At 61.4% G+C, this 17,055-nt stretch carries 17 protein-coding genes; 7 read left to right on the top strand and 10 right to left on the bottom strand.

From position 1 onward, the window contains the following. The first annotated feature begins 22 nt into the window (after positions 1 to 22). From LLY24_RS12555 to LLY24_RS12540, 4 genes are all read left to right on the top strand, one after another. A complete protein-coding gene (locus tag LLY24_RS12555) occupies positions 23 to 1,468 on the top strand; it encodes a M20 family metallopeptidase (protein WP_259036641.1) in 1,446 nt (481 codons plus the stop codon). A 4-nt stretch (positions 1,469 to 1,472) separates the two neighbouring features. Beyond that, positions 1,473 to 2,327, top strand: coding sequence for a tryptophan 2,3-dioxygenase (gene kynA, locus LLY24_RS12550; protein WP_259036640.1), 855 nt, complete (start codon positions 1,473 to 1,475; stop codon positions 2,325 to 2,327). Between the two features lie 61 nt (positions 2,328 to 2,388). Continuing rightward, positions 2,389 to 3,618 (top strand): kynureninase, encoded by a 1,230-nt coding sequence (gene kynU / locus LLY24_RS12545; RefSeq protein WP_259036639.1) that lies wholly within the window; start codon positions 2,389 to 2,391, stop codon positions 3,616 to 3,618. A gap of 11 nt (positions 3,619 to 3,629) precedes the next feature. Next, positions 3,630 to 4,400, top strand: a complete 771-nt coding sequence (locus LLY24_RS12540; protein ID WP_259036638.1) for an alpha/beta hydrolase — start codon at positions 3,630 to 3,632, stop codon at positions 4,398 to 4,400. A gap of 61 nt (positions 4,401 to 4,461) precedes the next feature. Here the strand turns inward: LLY24_RS12540 and LLY24_RS12535 are convergent, their stop codons facing one another. Beyond that, positions 4,462 to 5,085, bottom strand: coding sequence for an NUDIX hydrolase (locus LLY24_RS12535; protein ID WP_259036637.1), 624 nt, complete (start codon positions 5,083 to 5,085; stop codon positions 4,462 to 4,464). Positions 5,086 to 5,282: 197 nt separating this feature from the next. Between LLY24_RS12535 and LLY24_RS12530 the strand changes: the two genes are divergently transcribed. Next, positions 5,283 to 6,197, top strand: coding sequence for a ketopantoate reductase family protein (locus LLY24_RS12530; RefSeq protein ID WP_259036636.1), 915 nt, complete (start codon positions 5,283 to 5,285; stop codon positions 6,195 to 6,197). Positions 6,198 to 6,230: 33 nt separating this feature from the next. On the opposite strand, the gene LLY24_RS12525 is transcribed toward LLY24_RS12530, so the two are convergent. From LLY24_RS12525 to LLY24_RS12485, 9 genes are all read right to left on the bottom strand, one after another. Further along, positions 6,231 to 6,857 (bottom strand): glutathione S-transferase family protein, encoded by a 627-nt coding sequence (locus LLY24_RS12525; protein ID WP_259036635.1) that lies wholly within the window; start codon positions 6,855 to 6,857, stop codon positions 6,231 to 6,233. A 74-nt stretch (positions 6,858 to 6,931) separates the two neighbouring features. After that, positions 6,932 to 7,831 (bottom strand): 3-hydroxyisobutyrate dehydrogenase, encoded by a 900-nt coding sequence (gene mmsB / locus LLY24_RS12520; RefSeq protein WP_259036634.1) that lies wholly within the window; start codon positions 7,829 to 7,831, stop codon positions 6,932 to 6,934. A gap of 58 nt (positions 7,832 to 7,889) precedes the next feature. Beyond that, positions 7,890 to 9,008 (bottom strand): enoyl-CoA hydratase/isomerase family protein, encoded by a 1,119-nt coding sequence (locus LLY24_RS12515; protein WP_259036633.1) that lies wholly within the window; start codon positions 9,006 to 9,008, stop codon positions 7,890 to 7,892. 20 nt (positions 9,009 to 9,028) lie between these two features. After that, on the bottom strand, positions 9,029 to 10,183 hold the full coding sequence (locus tag LLY24_RS12510; protein WP_259036632.1) for an acyl-CoA dehydrogenase family protein: 1,155 nt from the start codon (positions 10,181 to 10,183) through the stop codon (positions 9,029 to 9,031). A 220-nt stretch (positions 10,184 to 10,403) separates the two neighbouring features. Continuing rightward, positions 10,404 to 11,405, bottom strand: coding sequence for a branched-chain amino acid ABC transporter permease (locus LLY24_RS12505; RefSeq protein WP_259036631.1), 1,002 nt, complete (start codon positions 11,403 to 11,405; stop codon positions 10,404 to 10,406). Positions 11,406 to 11,407: 2 nt separating this feature from the next. Beyond that, positions 11,408 to 12,295, bottom strand: a complete 888-nt coding sequence (locus tag LLY24_RS12500; protein WP_259036630.1) for a branched-chain amino acid ABC transporter permease — start codon at positions 12,293 to 12,295, stop codon at positions 11,408 to 11,410. Between the two features lie 18 nt (positions 12,296 to 12,313). After that, positions 12,314 to 13,531, bottom strand: a complete 1,218-nt coding sequence (locus LLY24_RS12495) for an ABC transporter substrate-binding protein (protein WP_259036629.1) — start codon at positions 13,529 to 13,531, stop codon at positions 12,314 to 12,316. A 74-nt stretch (positions 13,532 to 13,605) separates the two neighbouring features. Next, a complete protein-coding gene (locus LLY24_RS12490; protein ID WP_259036628.1) occupies positions 13,606 to 14,316 on the bottom strand; it encodes an ABC transporter ATP-binding protein in 711 nt (236 codons plus the stop codon). After that, entirely contained in the window at positions 14,313 to 15,098 is a 786-nt protein-coding gene (locus LLY24_RS12485; protein ID WP_259036627.1) for an ABC transporter ATP-binding protein, read from the bottom strand. Before LLY24_RS12485 ends, LLY24_RS12490 begins: the two co-directional genes overlap by 4 nt. Positions 15,099 to 15,391: 293 nt before the next feature. Here LLY24_RS12485 and LLY24_RS12480 point away from each other — a divergent pair, with 293 nt between their 5' ends. After that, positions 15,392 to 15,796 carry a MerR family transcriptional regulator gene (locus LLY24_RS12480; RefSeq protein ID WP_259036626.1) on the top strand — a complete coding sequence of 135 codons (405 nt, stop codon included), beginning with the start codon at positions 15,392 to 15,394 and terminating at the stop codon, positions 15,794 to 15,796. A gap of 88 nt (positions 15,797 to 15,884) precedes the next feature. After that, entirely contained in the window at positions 15,885 to 17,054 is a 1,170-nt protein-coding gene (locus tag LLY24_RS12475) for an isovaleryl-CoA dehydrogenase (protein WP_259036625.1), read from the top strand. The last annotated feature ends 1 nt before the right edge of the window (position 17,055 follow it).

The following is a 17,055-nucleotide window of genomic DNA, read 5'->3' as shown; positions in this document are numbered from 1 at the left end:
CACAACAATGAGTGGAGACTCCATGTCGTTAGATGCCTCTTCAAGCCGTACGCTAGCGCTTGAGCTCGTCGACCAGACGCTCACCAGCGGCGACTTCTACGCCACCCTCGAACGTCGCGTGGCACGCCGTACGGTGAGCCAGGACGCCAGCTGCCGTGAAGCGCTCTACGCCTATCTCGATGAAGAGATCGCCCCGGCGCTCGAAGCGATGGCGTTCACCAGCAAGATCATCGAAAACCCCAAGGCGGGTTTTCCGCCGCTGCTAATCGGCGAGCGTATCGAAGATGCCAACCTGCCTACCGTGTTGCTCTACGGCCATGGCGACGTTACCGAAGGTCAGGAAGAGGCCTGGACACAGGGCATCGACCCGTGGCGCATGAGCTTCCATGAAGGTCGTGTGTATGGCCGTGGCATCGCCGACAACAAGGCCCAGCACAGCGTCAATCTCGCAGCGCTAGCGGCAGTGATTGCAGCGCGCCAGGGCAAGCTTGGCTATAACGTCAAGATGCTCTTCGAAATGAGCGAAGAAGTCGGCTCGCCAGGGCTCGAAGAAGCGTGTGATCAATACCGCGATGCGCTCGCCGCCGATGTCTTCTTGGGCTCAGACGGACCGCGCATTCGTCACGACATGCCCACGCTCTTTCTCGGCTCGCGCGGCGTCTTGCAGTTCAAGCTTGCCCTTAACACCGGCAACGGCGGGCGCCATGCGGGTAACTGGGGCGGCGTCATTACGAATTCGGCGGCGGTACTCGCCAACGCCTTGGCCACCCTCGTCTCTGCTGACGGCAAGATTCTGGTCGATTTCTTGAAGGCGCCGCCGATTCCCGACGCAGTTGCCGACCTGATTCGACCGCTGCCGGTAGGCGGCGAGCCCACCGACCCGACGCTCAACCCCGCTTGGGGCGAGCAAGGTTTGAGCGATGGCGAGCGCCTTTACGGCACCAATACCTTCGAGATCGTCGGGCTTAGCGCCGGGCGTACCGACAAGCCAGTGGGCGCGATTCCCGCCAGCGCCGAGGCGATCTTGCAGCTGCGCTTCGTCAAAGGCACCGACTGGCAAGCGGTCGAGTCGCGCCTGCGCGCCCATCTCGATGCACACGGCTTCGCAGCGGTGACCTCGACGCTGCTCGGTGGCTACGCCGCCACGCGTCTTTCGCCCGAGCACCCCTGGGTGCATTTCGTCGTCGATTCGGCCACGCGCACCCTGGGCAAAGCGCCCAACGTGCTGCCCAATCTCGGTGGCACCATTCCCAACCACTGCTTCTCCGACGTGCTTGGCCTGCCAACCGTATGGCTGCCCCACTCCTACCCCTCGTGCAACCAGCACGCGCCGGACGAGCACGTACTGGAGCCGATCATCGAAGAAGGCTTGAGAATCGCCACGGGACTTTTTTGGGACCTAGGCGAGCCCGCGGCCACGGCGTTGGCCGATGTTTCTACCACCAGCGCCTCACTCACGGCGGAATGATGTCATGACAACGTCTACAACCAGCCAGCCCACTACCCAGAACAGCGTCGATAACGAATCGATCCACTGGGATCAGGACATCAGCTACGGCCAGTATTTGGATCTGGAGCCGCTGCTGGCCTGCCAAAACCCGGCCTCGAAGGAGCACGATGAGCTCCTCTTCATCGTCATCCACCAGGTCTCTGAGCTGTGGATCAAGCTCGCTCTGCACGAAGCTCACGCCGCCGCGCGCCATGTCGCCGCCGATAATCTAAGCCCTGCGTTCAAGATGCTTACGCGCGTTTCGCGGGTGCAGGAGCAGCTGATCAAGGCCTGGGAAGTGCTGGTGACCATGACGCCCGCGGACTACGCCAGCTTTCGCGATAGTCTCGGGCAGAGCTCGGGCTTTCAGTCCTATCAGTACCGCGAAATCGAGTTCCTGCTGGGTAACAAGAACGCCAAGCTGATCGAGGCCCATCGCGCCAAGCCCAAGCACTATCAAAAGCTCACCGAGGCGCTGCACGCCCCAAGCCTTTACGACATCGTATTGAAGCTTTTGGCCCAGCGCGGTTTCGCCATTCCCGCCGACAAGATCGAGCGCGATTTTAGCCTGCCCTACGCGCCCAGCAGTGACGTCGAAGCGGTCTGGATGCGCATCTATCGCGAAAGCGACACCTATTGGGATCTTTACGAGCTTGCCGAGAAGCTCGTGGATATCGAGTTCAATTTCCAGCGCTGGCGCTTCAGCCACATGAAGACGGTAGAGCGCATCATCGGCTACCGCCGCGGCACCGGCGGAAGCTCCGGGGTGAACTATCTGGTCAAAGCGCTCGACCTGCAGTTCTTCCCCGAGCTTTGGAGCGTACGCACCTCGGTATGAGGTGCATGCTCCTCCTGCTTACGCCGTGTTCCGTTACCTTTTCCCAAAGGAGTCAGCCGCCATGCGTCCCTGCCCCGACCACATTCGCGATCTCGATCTCAACGACCCCTTGGCCCGCTTCAAGGAGCGCTTCGATCTGCCCGCCGATACGCTCTATCTCGACGGCAACTCGCTGGGCGCCCAGCCCAAAGCCACCGCCGACGCCGTCAGCGCCACCCTTGCACAGTGGCGCACTGAATTGATCAAAGGCTGGAACCAGGGCTGGTTCGATGCCCCAGAGCGCCTGGGAAATCTCATGGCACCGATCATCGGTGCAGGCCCCGGCGAAGTGTTGGTGAGCGACAACATTACGCTGAACATCTTCAAGCTGCTGGGCTACCTCATGGGCCAGCGTCAGGACGAGCGCCGTGTCGTTTTAAGCGAAGGCGGCAACTTCCCTACCGATGGCTATATTGCCCAGGGCTACTGCCAGGTGAGCGGTTATGAGCACCGTTTTTTGCCCGAAGGCGAAGCGCTTGCCGCGCACCTAGACGGCGTTGCCGTGGTGGTACTCAGCCAAGTGAATTACCGCACCGGGCGGCTACGCGACATGGCCGAAACCACGCGGTTGGTGCACGCCCACGGCGCCGAGGTAATTTGGGATCTGGCCCACTCGGCCGGCGCACTGCCGGTCGATCTCAAAGGCTCTGGCGCGCGCTACGCCGTGGGCTGCACCTATAAGTATCTCAACGGCGGTCCCGGTGCCCCGGCGTTTTTGTACGTCGACCGCGACTGCCTCAACCAAGGCTGGCAGCCGCTCTCTGGCTGGCACGGCCACGCCGCGCCCTTCGCCTTCGAGGCCGACTACGCCCCGGCCAGCGACATCTCTCGCTTTCGTACCGGCACCCACTCTGCGCTGATCTACACGGCGCTGGAAGCCTCGCTCACTATGTGGGCAGAGGTCGACATGCAGGCGCTGCGGGCCAAGAGCCTGGCCCTTGGCGAACTGTTTCGCGATAGCTTGAAGGATCTCTTCGCCGCCCACGGCATCGAGGACATCACTCCAGAGGCCGCCCAGCGCGGCAGCCAAGTCTCGCTGGTGGATACGCAAAACGGCTACGCCATCGTTCAGGCACTGATCGCGCGTGGGGTGATTGGCGACTACCGCGAACCGGGGCTCATGCGCTTTGGTTTCACCCCGCTCTACTTGAGCTATGCCGACGTTTGGCAGGCGGCGCAGCACTTTCGCGAGGTGATCGAGAGCGGCGAATACCGCGAAGCACGCTTTCACGTTCGCGGCGCCGTCACCTAAGGAACCATGCGATGCCCAGCGAAAAAGACCTAGCCTATTCGCCTAGCCACTTCGCTCACGCGTTCGAGGCCACCCTCGACCGCCAGGCAAGCGCTGGGCAGGCGCTGGTTCGTCAATGCCAGCCCGCCTTTCATCAGGCGGGCAGCGATCCAGCAACGGGCTTTCACCTATTCGTTCCCGAGGGCGCCGGTCCTTGGCCCCTGATGGTGTTCATCCACGGCGGCTACTGGCAGCAGCTCGACCACACCGCGACCGATTTTCTCGCCCAGCGTTATCTCGCCAAGGGAATGGCCTTCGCCTCCCTGGGCTATGGCTTGGCACCGAACACGTCGATCAAGACGATGGTCGCGCAGTGCGTTGCGGGGCTTAGCGCCGCCACCGAGGCGTTGGATGCACGCGGCGGCGCCGAGCGTATCCTGCTGGGCGGCCATAGCGCGGGCGCGCAGCTGGCCTTCTGGACGGCTATCGAAAGCGCACCGCGCATTCGTGCCAAACTTCACGAGCTTTTGCTGGTCAGCGGGGTCTATGATCTCACGCCGCTGGTGGATACCTACGTCAACGACGCGCTGGGGTTGAGCCTCGCTCAAGCGCGTGAGCTGAGCCCGCTGTATGGGCCGCTTGCCGCCGTGCCGCCCTCGCGTGTGGTCATCGCCGAAAACGATCCGCCCACCTTTCACCAACAGGCAGACCACTTGGTAAAAGCGCTCGCCCAGGCGTACGTTCCGGTCGAGCGGCTCTTTATCCCAGAACGGGATCACTTCGATGTGTTGGAGTATCTCTAACTTACCCACGCTTGCTCGCTCGCACTAACGCCGCGCTGGTGAGCACGCGAGTAGCAAGCGCTCAATCGCTGTAGATACCCGGCGCATTCGACGCGGCAAACGCCCAGCACTCGTGAATATCTACCGTCAAAGTGCGCCCTTCCGAGAGCGGGGGTAGCGCGTCGCGGGCGAAGAAATCGGCGGCATCGGTTTCGTTGTTGGGCACGAACGCGCCACCCTCGTGGGTACAGACGTAGAACAGCTTATAAATGTGATCCGGTGAGTAGTAAGCGTAGGGGTGCAGGCTGCGGTCTTTGAGCATGGCAAGCCTTGGACTGCTCGCCCGATGGCCGGACTCTTCGAAGATCTCCTTCAACACGCCTTCGCTCGGGCTTTCGTTGACGTCTGCCCAGCCGCCGGGCAGCGTCCAGCGGCCATCCTTGATCTCGCGCACCAAGAGAACCCGGCCAGCCTCATCGAAGACGGCACCGCGCACGTCCACCTTTGGCGTTGCGTAGCCCTTGTCGGGAATGATCAGCTGCTCGATCTTCTCGATGGGCACATCCCCCAGTACGGCAAACATCTGGTTAGTCAACGCCTCCAACTGCCGGTAACGCTCCAGCTCGTACTTGTTATCGGTATAAGTCTGCCCGGTTTGCGCAATGGCGCGAAGGGATTTGGCAAAGGCGAGCCAGTCGTGGGGCATAGCGTTCATCCTTGTGTCTGCTGCAGGTAGGTTCGCCCCCAGTCTAGCGGATCGAATGCCACGACGAGCCCCTCTTGCGCCATGCTCATGTTGTAAGAGGTTTTAAGAGTCGAAGTAAGAGTCGTTGTAAGAGGCAGCGCAGAGCGCCATGATAACGGCAAATCGGGCCTACCTCTTTTCACCCAATTGATACGACGATGACGATGCACTGGATTCTCGGCGCTGGCGCCATTGGGCGGCTTTTGGCACACTCGCTCTCGCCCACGACAACGACCTTGCTAATAGGCCGCCGCGCGCTACCCGCCCGGCAGGTTTTGACCTCGCCCAATGGCGAATCATGCACGCAGTCGCTACGCGTGCTGACCGCTGCCGAGCTCTCCCTCGAGGCGCCTGCGCCACCCCACTACGTTCATATCGCGACCAAAGCCATGGCCGCCGAGGCGACGCTCGATGCCATCGCTTCCCTTCTGCCGCCTTCAACCCCGCTAGTGCTTTGGCAAAACGGCTTTTTAGCCCAGCCAAGGCTGACCCAAAGATGGGCAGGCCCGGTACTCTGCGCTACCACGACCGAAGGTGCTTATGTAGTGAGTGAGGCGCACATCGTGCATGCCGGCCGTGGGCATACGTTTGTAGGAGACTTGCATCGTCGTTACGCGGCACTGGCACAAGCGCTGGCGTCATGCTTAAGCGGTGCCAATATGGCGGCTACGGCGGTGGACGATATTCGCGATCGCCTATGGCAGAAATTGGCCGTGAATGCCGCAATCAACCCGCTGGTGGCGCTGCACGGCATACGTAACGGCGAGCTACGCGCCGCACCCTATGCGGCGCGGGTCGAGGCGGTCATTGCGGAGGTTGCCGCGATAATGCAGGCCGAAGGCATTGCATCGCCGAACAGCGAAGAGCACCTGGCCGCTTGGCGTGCGTTGGTGTGGGGTGTAATCGCGCGCACGGCGAACAACAAAGCCTCCATGCTGCAGGATGTAGAGGCGGGTCGTGTGACCGAGCGCGAAGCGATATTGGCGCCATTGATCGCAGCAGGCAGACGGCACGCACTTCCGTGCCGCGTTTTAACGTCGCTAGATGACGCCCTGGCCAAGATCGAGCCTTGAGTAACGCAAAAACCTAGGCGCCATGGCCGACCATCAGGTTACCGGAATCATCACGACCTTTTGAAACCCAGAGCGCTTGGTGAGGGCATCGTACCAGCGCTGCAGGTTCGGGCGCGGCTGCCACTCAAGGCCACAGTTCCATAGGTTATACACGAAGGGGGCAACGCTGATATCGGCAAGGCCAAACGCCTCACCGCCAAGCCAAGCGTGCTTAGCCAGGGCATCGTCGAGCAGCGCGAAGTGAGCCTCCAACGCCTGCTGACCGGCCTGAATCTGGGCGCTGTCGCGCTGCTCGGCGGGGGTACGAATGTGCGCCAGCAATACCACACGGTGGGCAGGCGAGAGCGTGGCGCTGGACCAATCCATCCACTTCTCGGCACTCGCCCGCGCCACCGGGTCGTCGATCCAAAGCGCATTGGGGGCATACTGCGCCGCAAGGTAGCGCACGATGGTGTTGGACTCCCATAGCAGCGCATCGGTGGCATCGTCACGCAGTAGCGGCACCAAGCCATTGGGGTTCATCTTCTTGAAGTCGGCGGTATCGTTGATGCCGAACTGCCCGCCTGCCTGAATCTGCTCGAAGGCGAGATCGAGCTCGTGCAGCACCCACATGACTTTCTTGACGTTGGTCGAGTTCTTACGGCCCCACAGCGTGATCATGGCAATCCTTGTTTTATCATGACGTTGTAAAGGCTACGAGTGTGCCTCGCCTCCCAGAGACTGACAAGCACCCTTCATGCCTCATCCGCCCCCTGATAAAACGTCATCAAGCTCGAAAAGTCGCGTTTACCATGGCCCCCTGCCTTGTGCAGAGTGAACAGCGCACGGGCGGCGGAGCCCATGGGGATGGCGGCGGCGCTTTGCTGACTGATATCGGTGGCAAGGCCCAAATCCTTGATCATCAAATCGACCTGGAAGCCCCCCTGGTAACCCTTCGACGCCGGAGCGTTCGCCATGACGCCGGGATAGGGATTGTAGACGTTGAGCGCCCAGTTGCCGCCGGAGCTCTGCTTCATGATCTCGGAAAGTACGGCGGGGTCGAGGCCGTTTTTTACTCCCATGTTGATCGCCTCGCAGGTGCCCGCCATTAGCACCGCCAATAGCATGTTGTTACACGCCTTGGCGATTTGCCCCGCGCCGTGATCACCGGCGTGGAAGATATTCTTGCCCATGGCCGCCAGCAGCGGCTGGGCGCGCTCGAACTGAGCCGCATTGCCACCGACGATGAAGGTCAGCGCGCCCGCCTGGGCGCCGCCCACGCCGCCGGATACCGGGGCATCGATGAAGCCAATGCCGCGCTTCTGCCCTTCGCGGGCCACGAAACGTGCGGTTTGGGCATCGATGGTCGAGCAGTCGATCACCAGCGTGCCTTCGTCGAGCACGTCGAATAGCGCCTCTTCCTGCTCGACGTAGAGACTCCGCACATGCTGGCCCGCTGGCAGCATGGAGATGACCACCTCAGCGCCTTCGCTTGCATCAACTGCCGAGCGCGCCACCTCACAGCCTGCGCGCCGCGCTTCTTCCAGGGCAGGTGCTGCTAGATCGAAGGCGCATACCGCGTGCCCCGCCTTGGCCAGGTTGGCCGCCATTGGCCCACCCATGTTGCCTAGCCCTATAAATGCCACCTTGCTCATAACGCGCTCCTTGTTGTTGTCCGCATCGCCTGACGTTGTGGGGTGAGCTTGCCCCGGCCTAGCGGCCGAGGTCGTGAAGGGGGTTACGCTCCCAGGGTTCGCGCATTAGCTCTTCGATATAGGCGTCTTCCACATCGCTTACCTCGGTATAGGTCCACGCCGGTTGACGATCCTTGTCGACCAGCAGCGCCCGCACCCCTTCGGGAAACTCGCGGTGGCGGCAGCACTGCACCGATAGCGCAAGCTCGGCGCGAAACACCTCGGCCAGCGACATATGCCGCGCGCGCTTTAACTGGGCATCGATCAAGCGAATCGAGACGGGACTTCCGTGGGCCAGCGTCGCCTGGGCCTTTTGCAGCCAGGGCGCTTCGCTTTCGGCGCGTAGAATCGCCGCTACCGTCTGCTCGGTGGTGTCGTGATCCATCATCGCGCGAAGGTGTTCGTCGGCCTCTTTGATGGGGGAAGAAAGCGTTTGGAACGCAGGCCGCGAGGCCTCTTCGAGCTCGCGCAGGGTGGCGTTGACGACGCCGTGGGCATCGGTGTGCTCTCCCTCACCCCAGGCCGCGCGCTTGAGCTGATCGATTAGCGCCTCACGCTGGCTACTCTCGATGCCACGGTCGGCAAGCCCAAGCCAGAGCGCATCGCGGGCGTTGACCGGGCTTCCCGTCAGCGCTAAAAAACGCCCGATGGCGTGAGGCAGGCGGTTGAGAAACCAGCTGGCGCCGACATCCGGGTAAAGCCCGATAGTGACTTCGGGCATTGCCAGGCGCGAGGTTTCGGTCACCACCCGGTGGCTGCTGGCGCTGAGTAGCCCCATACCGCCGCCCATGACGATGCCGTTTCCCCAACAGATGATCGGTTTGGGGTAGGTATGCATGTAGTAGTCGAGGCGATATTCACGCTCGAAAAAGCGCTCTGGAAAGTCCGGCTCGCCCTCACCCACGATCGCACGGTAAAGATTGACCACATCGCCCCCGGCGCAAAATGCCTTGTCGCCTTCGCTATCCAACAGCACCGCTTGCAGCCGCTCGTCGCTGGCCCAGCGTTCGAGCTGAGGCAGAATGAGATCGATCATGTCGAGCGTCAGCGCATTGAGCGAGCGCTCGGCGTTGAGCCTGATTTCGCCAATGCGGTGGCCATCGGCGGTGGCATGTTCGATGAATGTCACATACTCCATGTTCACGTTTACCCTCTCCGTTAGAATTCGGCAGCGCCTTCGGTCAGTACGCGGCGGGCCACGATCAGGCGCATGATCTCGTTGGTGCCTTCGAGTATGCGATGCACGCGGGTATCGCGCACGTGGCGCTCCAAGGGGTATTCGCGAATGTAACCGTTGCCACCGTGAAGCTGGAGCGCTTCGTCGCACACCTTGAAGCCTACGTCGGTGGCAAAGCGCTTGGCCATGGCGCAGTAGGCACTGGCCTCGGGGTGGCCGTCGTCGAGCTTGCACGCCGCCATCCGCACCAGCTGGCGCGCGGCGACAAGCTCGGTGACCATGTCGGCCAAGCGAAACTGTAGCCCCTGAAACTCGGCCAGGCGTTTGCCAAACTGGTGGCGCTCGCGCAGATAGTCACGCGCGGCGTTGAGCGCCTGCTGAGCGGTACCGAGCGAGCAGGTAGCGATATTGATGCGCCCGCCGTCGAGCCCTTTCATGGCAATCTTGAAGCCTTCGCCCTCCTCGCCCAGAAGGTGACCAAGCGGCACGCGGACGTTATCGAAGTTCACCATACGCGTAGGTTGGCTGTTCCAGCCCATCTTCTCCTCTTTACGCCCGTAGCTGATGCCGGCGCTATGAGCATCGACGATAAAGGCGCTGACGCCGCCCGCCCCCTCGCCGCCGCTGCGCGCCATCACTACGAGCACATCGGTGCTCCCGGCGCCAGAAATGAAGATCTTGCTGCCGTTGAGAACGTAGGCGTCACCGTCGCGTGTTGCGCTGCTCTTGAGCGCGGCGGCATCCGACCCCGCCCCTGGCTCGGTCAGGCAGTACGAACCCAAAAGCTCGCCGGTCGCCAGGCGCACGCCCAGATCGTCGACCACCTCATCGCGGCCAAAGCGTGCGACCATCCAGGTCACCATGTTGTGAATGGTGAGATAGGCGGTAGTGGAGGTGCAGCCCATGGCGAGCTGCTCGAAGATGATGCTGGCGTCCAGACGCGAAAGGCCAAGCCCGCTCACTCGCTCGGGGGCATAGAGCGAGCAGAACCCAAGCTCACCGGCGCGCTTGATCACCTCGACGGGAAAGTGCGCCTCGCGGTCCCACTCTGCCGCGTGGGGTGCAAGCTCGCGGTTGGCAAAATCGCGCGCCATATCGGCAAAGGCGACCTGGTCGTCGTTCAACTCGAAGTTCATACGGCTCTTCTCCGCCGCGCCCGGGCGATGTACCGCCTGCCGAGCGCTTCGTTGTTATTGGTTGAGTGCTAATCGTCGGTGTTCGGCCATGAACAAAATCCAGCGTTTGACTGCCACCATGACGCACGTTGACGTTAACGTTAACTTATTACGCTGCTAGAGAAGGCGCAACCACGCCAGGCTCGACTTTGGCCGTAGACTCACAGAGCGCTGACACGCCCTATTTGAAATTCTTGCGGTAGAGTTTGACCGCTTCGCCGACGATGCCGCTGCGAAAGCTTAGAACGCAGAGCACGAAAATGGCGCCTAGCACCACGTCCACCCAGTTGCCCAAAGGCGATTGGGCCAGCATGTGCTGTAGGCTCACGACCAGGCTCGCCCCGACCAGCGGGCCAAAAAGCGTGCCGACACCGCCAAGTAGGGTCATCAGAATCACCTCACCGGACATGTGCCAGTGGGCATCGGTGAGCGAGGCAAGCTGGAATACCAGCGTTTTAGTAGCACCGGCAAGCCCTGCCAGCGCGGCCGAGATCACGAAGGCCACGAGCTTGTAGGCGTCGGCGTTGTAGCCTAGCGATACGGCGCGGGGTTCGTTTTCGCGAATGGCTTTTAGCACCTGGCCAAAGGGTGAGTGCACGGTGCGCCAGATGAGTAGAAAACCGAGCAGGAAGACGCCGAAAACGAAGTAGTACATGCTCAAATTGCCGCGCAGGCTGATCACGCCAAAGAGCTCACCACGCGCCACCCCATGCAAGCCATCCTCGCCGCCGGTGAACGGCGCCTGGAGATACCCAAAGAACACCAATTGGGCCAGCGCTAGCGTCACCATGGCAAAGTAAATGCCCTGGCGGCGAATAGACAGCACGCCAAAAAGGGCGCCCAGCACCGTCGCAGCAAGCGTGCCTGCCAATATGCCGAGCTCCGGGGTAAGCCCCGGGTGGCTCGCCAGCAAGTAGCCGGTGACATAGCCGCCGGTGGCGAGAAAGGCCGCATGGCCGAACGAGAGCAGCCCTACGTAGCCCAGCAGGAGGTTGAAGGCGCAGGCGAAGAGCGCAAAGCAGAGAATCTTCATTAAAAAGACCGGATAGACGAACAGCGGCGCAACGAGCCCCAGCGCCAAGAGCGCCAGGTAGAAAGCGCCGTGGCGCAGGCGTTCGCGGCGCCTGCGGGCCGCCACCGCCGAGGGTAGCGCGCCAGCGGCGGTGTCGATGGGCTGGCTCATGGCTAGGCCTCCTTACCAAAGAGTCCTGCCGGGCGCAGCAGGAGTACGAGAATCATCACCAAGAAGATCACCGTATTGGCGGCCTCGGGGTAGTACACCTTGGTTAGCCCTTCGATCACGCCCATCGCGAGACCAGTGACGATCGCTCCCAAAATCGAGCCCATGCCGCCGATTACCACCACGGCGAAGACCACGATCAAAAGGCTCGACCCCATGGTCGGCGAAACGGGATAGAGCGGCGCGGCCAATACCCCAGCAAAGGCCGCAAGCCCCACGCCAAAACCGTAGGTCAGGGTGACCAGCAGCGGCACGTTGACGCCGAAAGCCTGCATCAGCGCGGCGTTTTCGGTACCCGCGCGCAGGTAGGCCCCCAAGCGCGTGCGCTCGATCATGAACCAGGTGAATAGGCACATCCCAAGCGCTGCCACGAGCACCCAGGCGCGATAAGTTGGCAGGAACATGAAGCCCAGATTGAGCCCACCTTGCAACGCCTCGGGCGTGGCATAGCGCGCGCCCGATACGCCAAAGAAGTTGACCAAGGTGCCCTCGAAGATCAGCGCCAAACCGAAGGTCAACAGCAGCCCATAAAGATGATCGAGATGGGCGATACGGCGCAGCAAGAAGCGCTCGAGCAGCATCCCTAGCCCACCGATCACCAGCGGCACCAAGACCAAAGCCGCCCAGTAGTTGGTGCCGAAATAGCGCATGCTCAAAAGGGCCGCGAAAGCGCCCAGCATGTACTGGGCGCCATGGGCAAAGTTGACGATCTTGAGCAGGCCAAATATCACCGCGAGGCCCAGACTCAACAAGGCGTAGAAAGCCCCATTGACCAGCCCCAGCGTCAGCTGGCCCATGAACACGGCGATGGGCACACCCAGTAGTGTTGTCATACCGCCCCCAACAGAAAATCAGCGATTGACCAGCTTGCACTGGCTCTCGGTAAGGGGGCGGTAAGCCTCTTCGGCGGGAATGGTGCTGAGAATCTCGTAGAGATCCCACTCGCCGGTAGAGGCTTCGGGCGTTTTGACCTGGGCCAGATACATGTCGTGCACCATACGACCATCTTCACGAATGCGCCCGTTACGCGCGAAGAAGTCCTCGATGGGCGCCTCGGCCATCGTAGCGCGCACGGTCGCGGGGTCGTCGGTGTCGGCTGCCTCTACTGCCTGAAGATAGTGCATGGTGCTCGAGTAGATGCCCGCCTGAACCATGGTCGGCATACGTCCCACCTCATCGAAATAGCGCTGGGCCCATTCGCGCGAGGCCTCATCCATGTCCCAGTACCAGCCGGTGGTGAGCAGCAGCCCCTGGGTATCGTCGAGACCCATGGCGTGAACGTCGTTGAGGAAGACCAAGAGCCCGGCGAGCTGCTGCCCGCTCTGGGTGAGGCCGAACTGGCTCGCCGCCGTGATGGCGTTGACCGTATCGGCCCCGGCGTTGGCCAAGCCGACGATACTCGCCCCCGATCCTTGGGCTTGCAGAATGTACGAAGAAAAATCGCTGGTAGGGAACGGGTGGCGCACACTACCGACGATCTCGCCACCGTTCTCCTCTACCACCTTGGTGACATCGGCTTCGAGAGCGTGGCCGAAGGCGTAGTCGGCGGTAAGCAGGAACCAGCTATCACCGCCCTGCTCGACGATGGCCTTGGCCGTGCCGTTGGCCAGAGGATAGGTATCGTAGACCCAATGAATGTGATTGGGCGTGCAGTGCTCGTTGGTGATGCTCGATGCCGCCGCGCCAGACACGATCCCAAGCCCACCGTTCTCCTCCAACACCCTTGTTGCGGCGATGACCACCGAAGAGGCCACCAGCCCCGCGACCAGATCGACGTTGCGCTGATCGATCCACTCGCGCACCGTATTGGCACCTACATCAGCGCTGTTGCGATCATCAGCGCTGAACACCACGATGGGTGCGCCGTTGACGCTACCGCCGAAATCGGCCACGGCCATCTCAAGTGCTGCAAGCCCACCTGGGCCGCCCAGATCGCGGTAGGTACCGGACATATCGGCAAGATAGCCAATGCGAACTTCGCCATCGCTGATCTCGGCCTGAGCGCTGGCCATGACGGCAAGCGAGACCAAGGCGACAGCCACGGTTAGCGGTTTTTTATGTAGGTTCATGTGCGTCTCCCGGCCTTGCGGCCTCGATGTTGAGTTGTTGTTATTACGTTGGTTGCTTTCTTACATGACGACGTTTATACGCCCAGCAGCGCGTTGAGGCGCTCGCGCTTGGCGTCGAGCTCGCCGGGGGTGATCTCATCGACGATGGTGCCGTGCTCCATGACCAAATGCCGATCCGCCAGCGGCGCGGCGAAGCGGAAGTTCTGCTCGACCAGAATGACGGTCATGCCACGCGCCTTGAGGGCGGCAAGGACCTCGCCGAGTTTCTGCACGATGACCGGCGCAAGCCCCTCGGTGATCTCATCGAGCAGCAGTAGCTGCGCGCCGGTGCGCAGGATACGTGCCATGGCCAGCATTTGCTGCTCGCCGCCGGATAGGCGCGTGCCCTGGCTCTTGCGCCGTTCGTGCAGGTTGGGAAACATGGCGTAGATATCATCGAGACTCATGCCACCCGAGCGCACGGTGGGCGGCAGTAGAAGGTTTTCGTGCACGTCGAGGCTGGAGAAGATGCCGCGCTCTTCGGGGCAGTAGCCCACTCCCAGGCGGGGGATATGGTGGGGTTTGAGCCTTAGTGTTTCGCGCCCGTCGATGACCACCGAACCGGTGCGGCGCCCTACCATGTTCATGATCGCCTTGAGCGTGGTACTGCGCCCGGCGCCGTTACGGCCAAGCAGCGTCACTAGCTCGCCGCGCTTCACCTCGAAATCGACCCCGTGGAGGATGTGTGACTCACCATAGAAGGCGTGGAGATTTTGAACACGCAGTGCAGCGCCGCTAGACGTCATGCGCGCACCTCCAGCGCATCCGGCTCTGGGGCTTCGCGGCCCATGTAAGCTTCGCGCACGCGAGGGTCGCTTGACACCATGGCGTAGTCGCCTTCGGCCAGAATCGCCCCGCGCGCAAGCACGGTAATGCGATCGCACAGGCGGCTCACTACGCTCAAATTATGCTCGACCATTAGTACGGTCCTCCCCACGGACACCCGTTTGATTAGCGCGACGATACGGTCGACATCCTCGGCCCCCATGCCTTGAGTCGGCTCGTCGAGCAGCATGACGCTGGGGTCGAGAGCAAGGGTCGTCGCCACTTCAAGCGCGCGCTTGCGCCCGTAGGGCATTTCGGTAGTAAGCGTATGGGCATAGGCCGCCAGCCCCACTTCATCGAGCAGCGCCAGTGCACGCTCATCGAGCACGTTCAGCGTGCGAGCAGATTTCCAGAAATGAAACGACGTCCCCAAGCGGCGCTGCAGCGCGACGCGCACGTTTTCAAGCGCGGTCATATGGGCAAAGACCGCTGAGATCTGAAAAGAGCGCACGATGCCGCGCCGTGCGATTTCGTTGGGTTTGAGGGTAGTGATGGCCTCACCGCGATAGAGAATCTCGCCGCGCGTGGGGGGTAAAAACTTGGTGAGTAGGTTGAACACCGTGGTCTTGCCCGCCCCATTGGGGCCTATCAGGGCGTGCACGTGGCCCTCTTGCACGCAAAGATCGACGCTATCGACGGCGGTGAAGCCACGAAAGCTCTTGGTCAACCCGCGGGTCTCGAGAACGGGCGTATCTACTTGCATGGGCCAGCCTCTTCGTTGTTGTTATTAAGCGCTGCTTTTTTCAATACGGCTTCGTTGACCTATACGTAAGCTGCCAGTGAAAGCTAGCAATCAACGCGGCGCCGTGACAACTACAACTTTGGTCACAGCGCACTCGCCCTCAATCGCTATCAAAATAAAATACATTAAATTTCAATTATTTATCACGAAACAAGAAAAATCAGCATAGAGATCCTTCATCTTTACGTTAACGTAAACTTGTTTTAGCCTCATTCAGAGTGTTCCATGAGGCTTTTGCTATCAAGAGTCCACGCATGAGCAAGACGTACTCCATCAGCGAGCTGGCCAACGAGTTCGATGTCACCACGCGCAGCATTCGTTTCTACGAGGATCAGGAACTGCTACGCCCGGCGCGACGCGGCCAAACGCGCATTTACAGCAGTAAGGATCGCGTTCGCCTCAAGCTTACGCTGCGCGGCAAACGCTTAGGGCTTTCCCTTGCCGAGATACGCGAGCTGTTTTCGTTATGGGACGAGACACGCAGCGGTAGCGAAAAGCAGCTGCATCTCATGTTGAGCAAGATTCAGGAGCGCCGTGCTGCTCTGGAACAGCAGATGAAAGACATCACCATGGTGCAGCTAGAGCTCGAAAGCGCGGAGATACGCTGTCGTCAAGCGCTCGAAGAGCTGCACCAGAAACAGGAGGAGGAAGCGCCCTAGCCACTGAGCGCCGACGTGGGTTTCTCCACCACGCGGGATGTAACAACGAACCATGCCAACAACGAACAATGACCTAAGGTAGCCGACCATGATCACGCCCTACACGGAACTCAATTTTGGCCTGGACGACGAGCTCAACATGCTACGTGAGCAGGTCAACGCCTTTGCCGCCGAAGAGATCGCCCCCCGCGCCGCCGAGATCGACGCCAGCAACGCGTTTCCCAGCGATTTGTGGCGTAAGTTCGGTGACTTGGGCTTGCTTGGCGTGACCGTGCCTGAGGAGGATGGCGGCAGCGGCATGGGCTATCTCGCCCACTGCATCGCCATGGAGGAGATCTCGCGGGCCAGCGCCTCGGTCGCGCTCTCCTACGGCGCCCACTCCAACCTCTGCGTCAACCAAATAAAGCTCAACGCCACCCCCGAGCAGAAAGCCAAGTATCTGCCACGCCTGCTAAGCGGCGAGCACGTCGGGGCGCTGGCCATGTCGGAGCCGGGCGCAGGGTCGGACGTGGTATCGATGAAGCTGCGCGCCGAAAAGCGCGACGGCGGCTACGTGCTGACCGGCAACAAAATGTGGATCACCAACGGGCCCGATGCCGACGTTCTGGTGGTCTACGCCAAAACCGACCCGGCGGCGGGTTCCAAGGGCATCACCGCGTTCATCATCGAGAAAGGCATGCCGGGTTTTAACACCGCGCAAAAGCTCGACAAGCTCGGCATGCGCGGCTCCAACACCTGCGAGCTGGTGTTCCAGAAGTGCGAGGTACCCGAGGCCAACGTGTTGGGTGAGGTCAACAAAGGCGTGCGCGTGCTGATGAGCGGACTGGATTTCGAACGCACCGTTTTGGCCGCAGGTCCCATCGGCATCATGCAGGCCGCGATGGACGTAGTGGTGCCCTACCTTCACGAGCGCAAGCAGTTCGATCAGCCGATCGGCGAGTTCCAGCTGGTGCAGGGCAAAATCGCCGATATGTACACCACTCTGAACGCCTGCCGCGCCTATCTGTATGCCGTCGCAGGCGCCTGTGATCGCGGTCAAACCTCGCGCAAGGATGCCGCCGGGGTGATTCTCTACTGCGCCGAAAAAGCCACTCAGGTAGCGCTCGATGCCATACAGCTCCTGGGCGGTAACGGCTACATCAACGAATACCCCACCGGGCGACTGCTGCGCGATGCCAAGCTCTATGAGATCGGCGCGGGCACCAGCGAGATTCGCCGCATGCTAATCGGTCGTGAACTCTTCAACGAGAGCCGCTGAG

It is taken from the genome of Halomonas dongshanensis, from assembly GCF_024790395.1.
In the GTDB taxonomy this organism is placed as follows: domain Bacteria; phylum Pseudomonadota; class Gammaproteobacteria; order Pseudomonadales; family Halomonadaceae; genus Vreelandella; species Vreelandella dongshanensis.
Note: the sequence above shows the minus strand (reverse complement) of the source record. Positions and strands in the feature narration are given on the sequence as shown.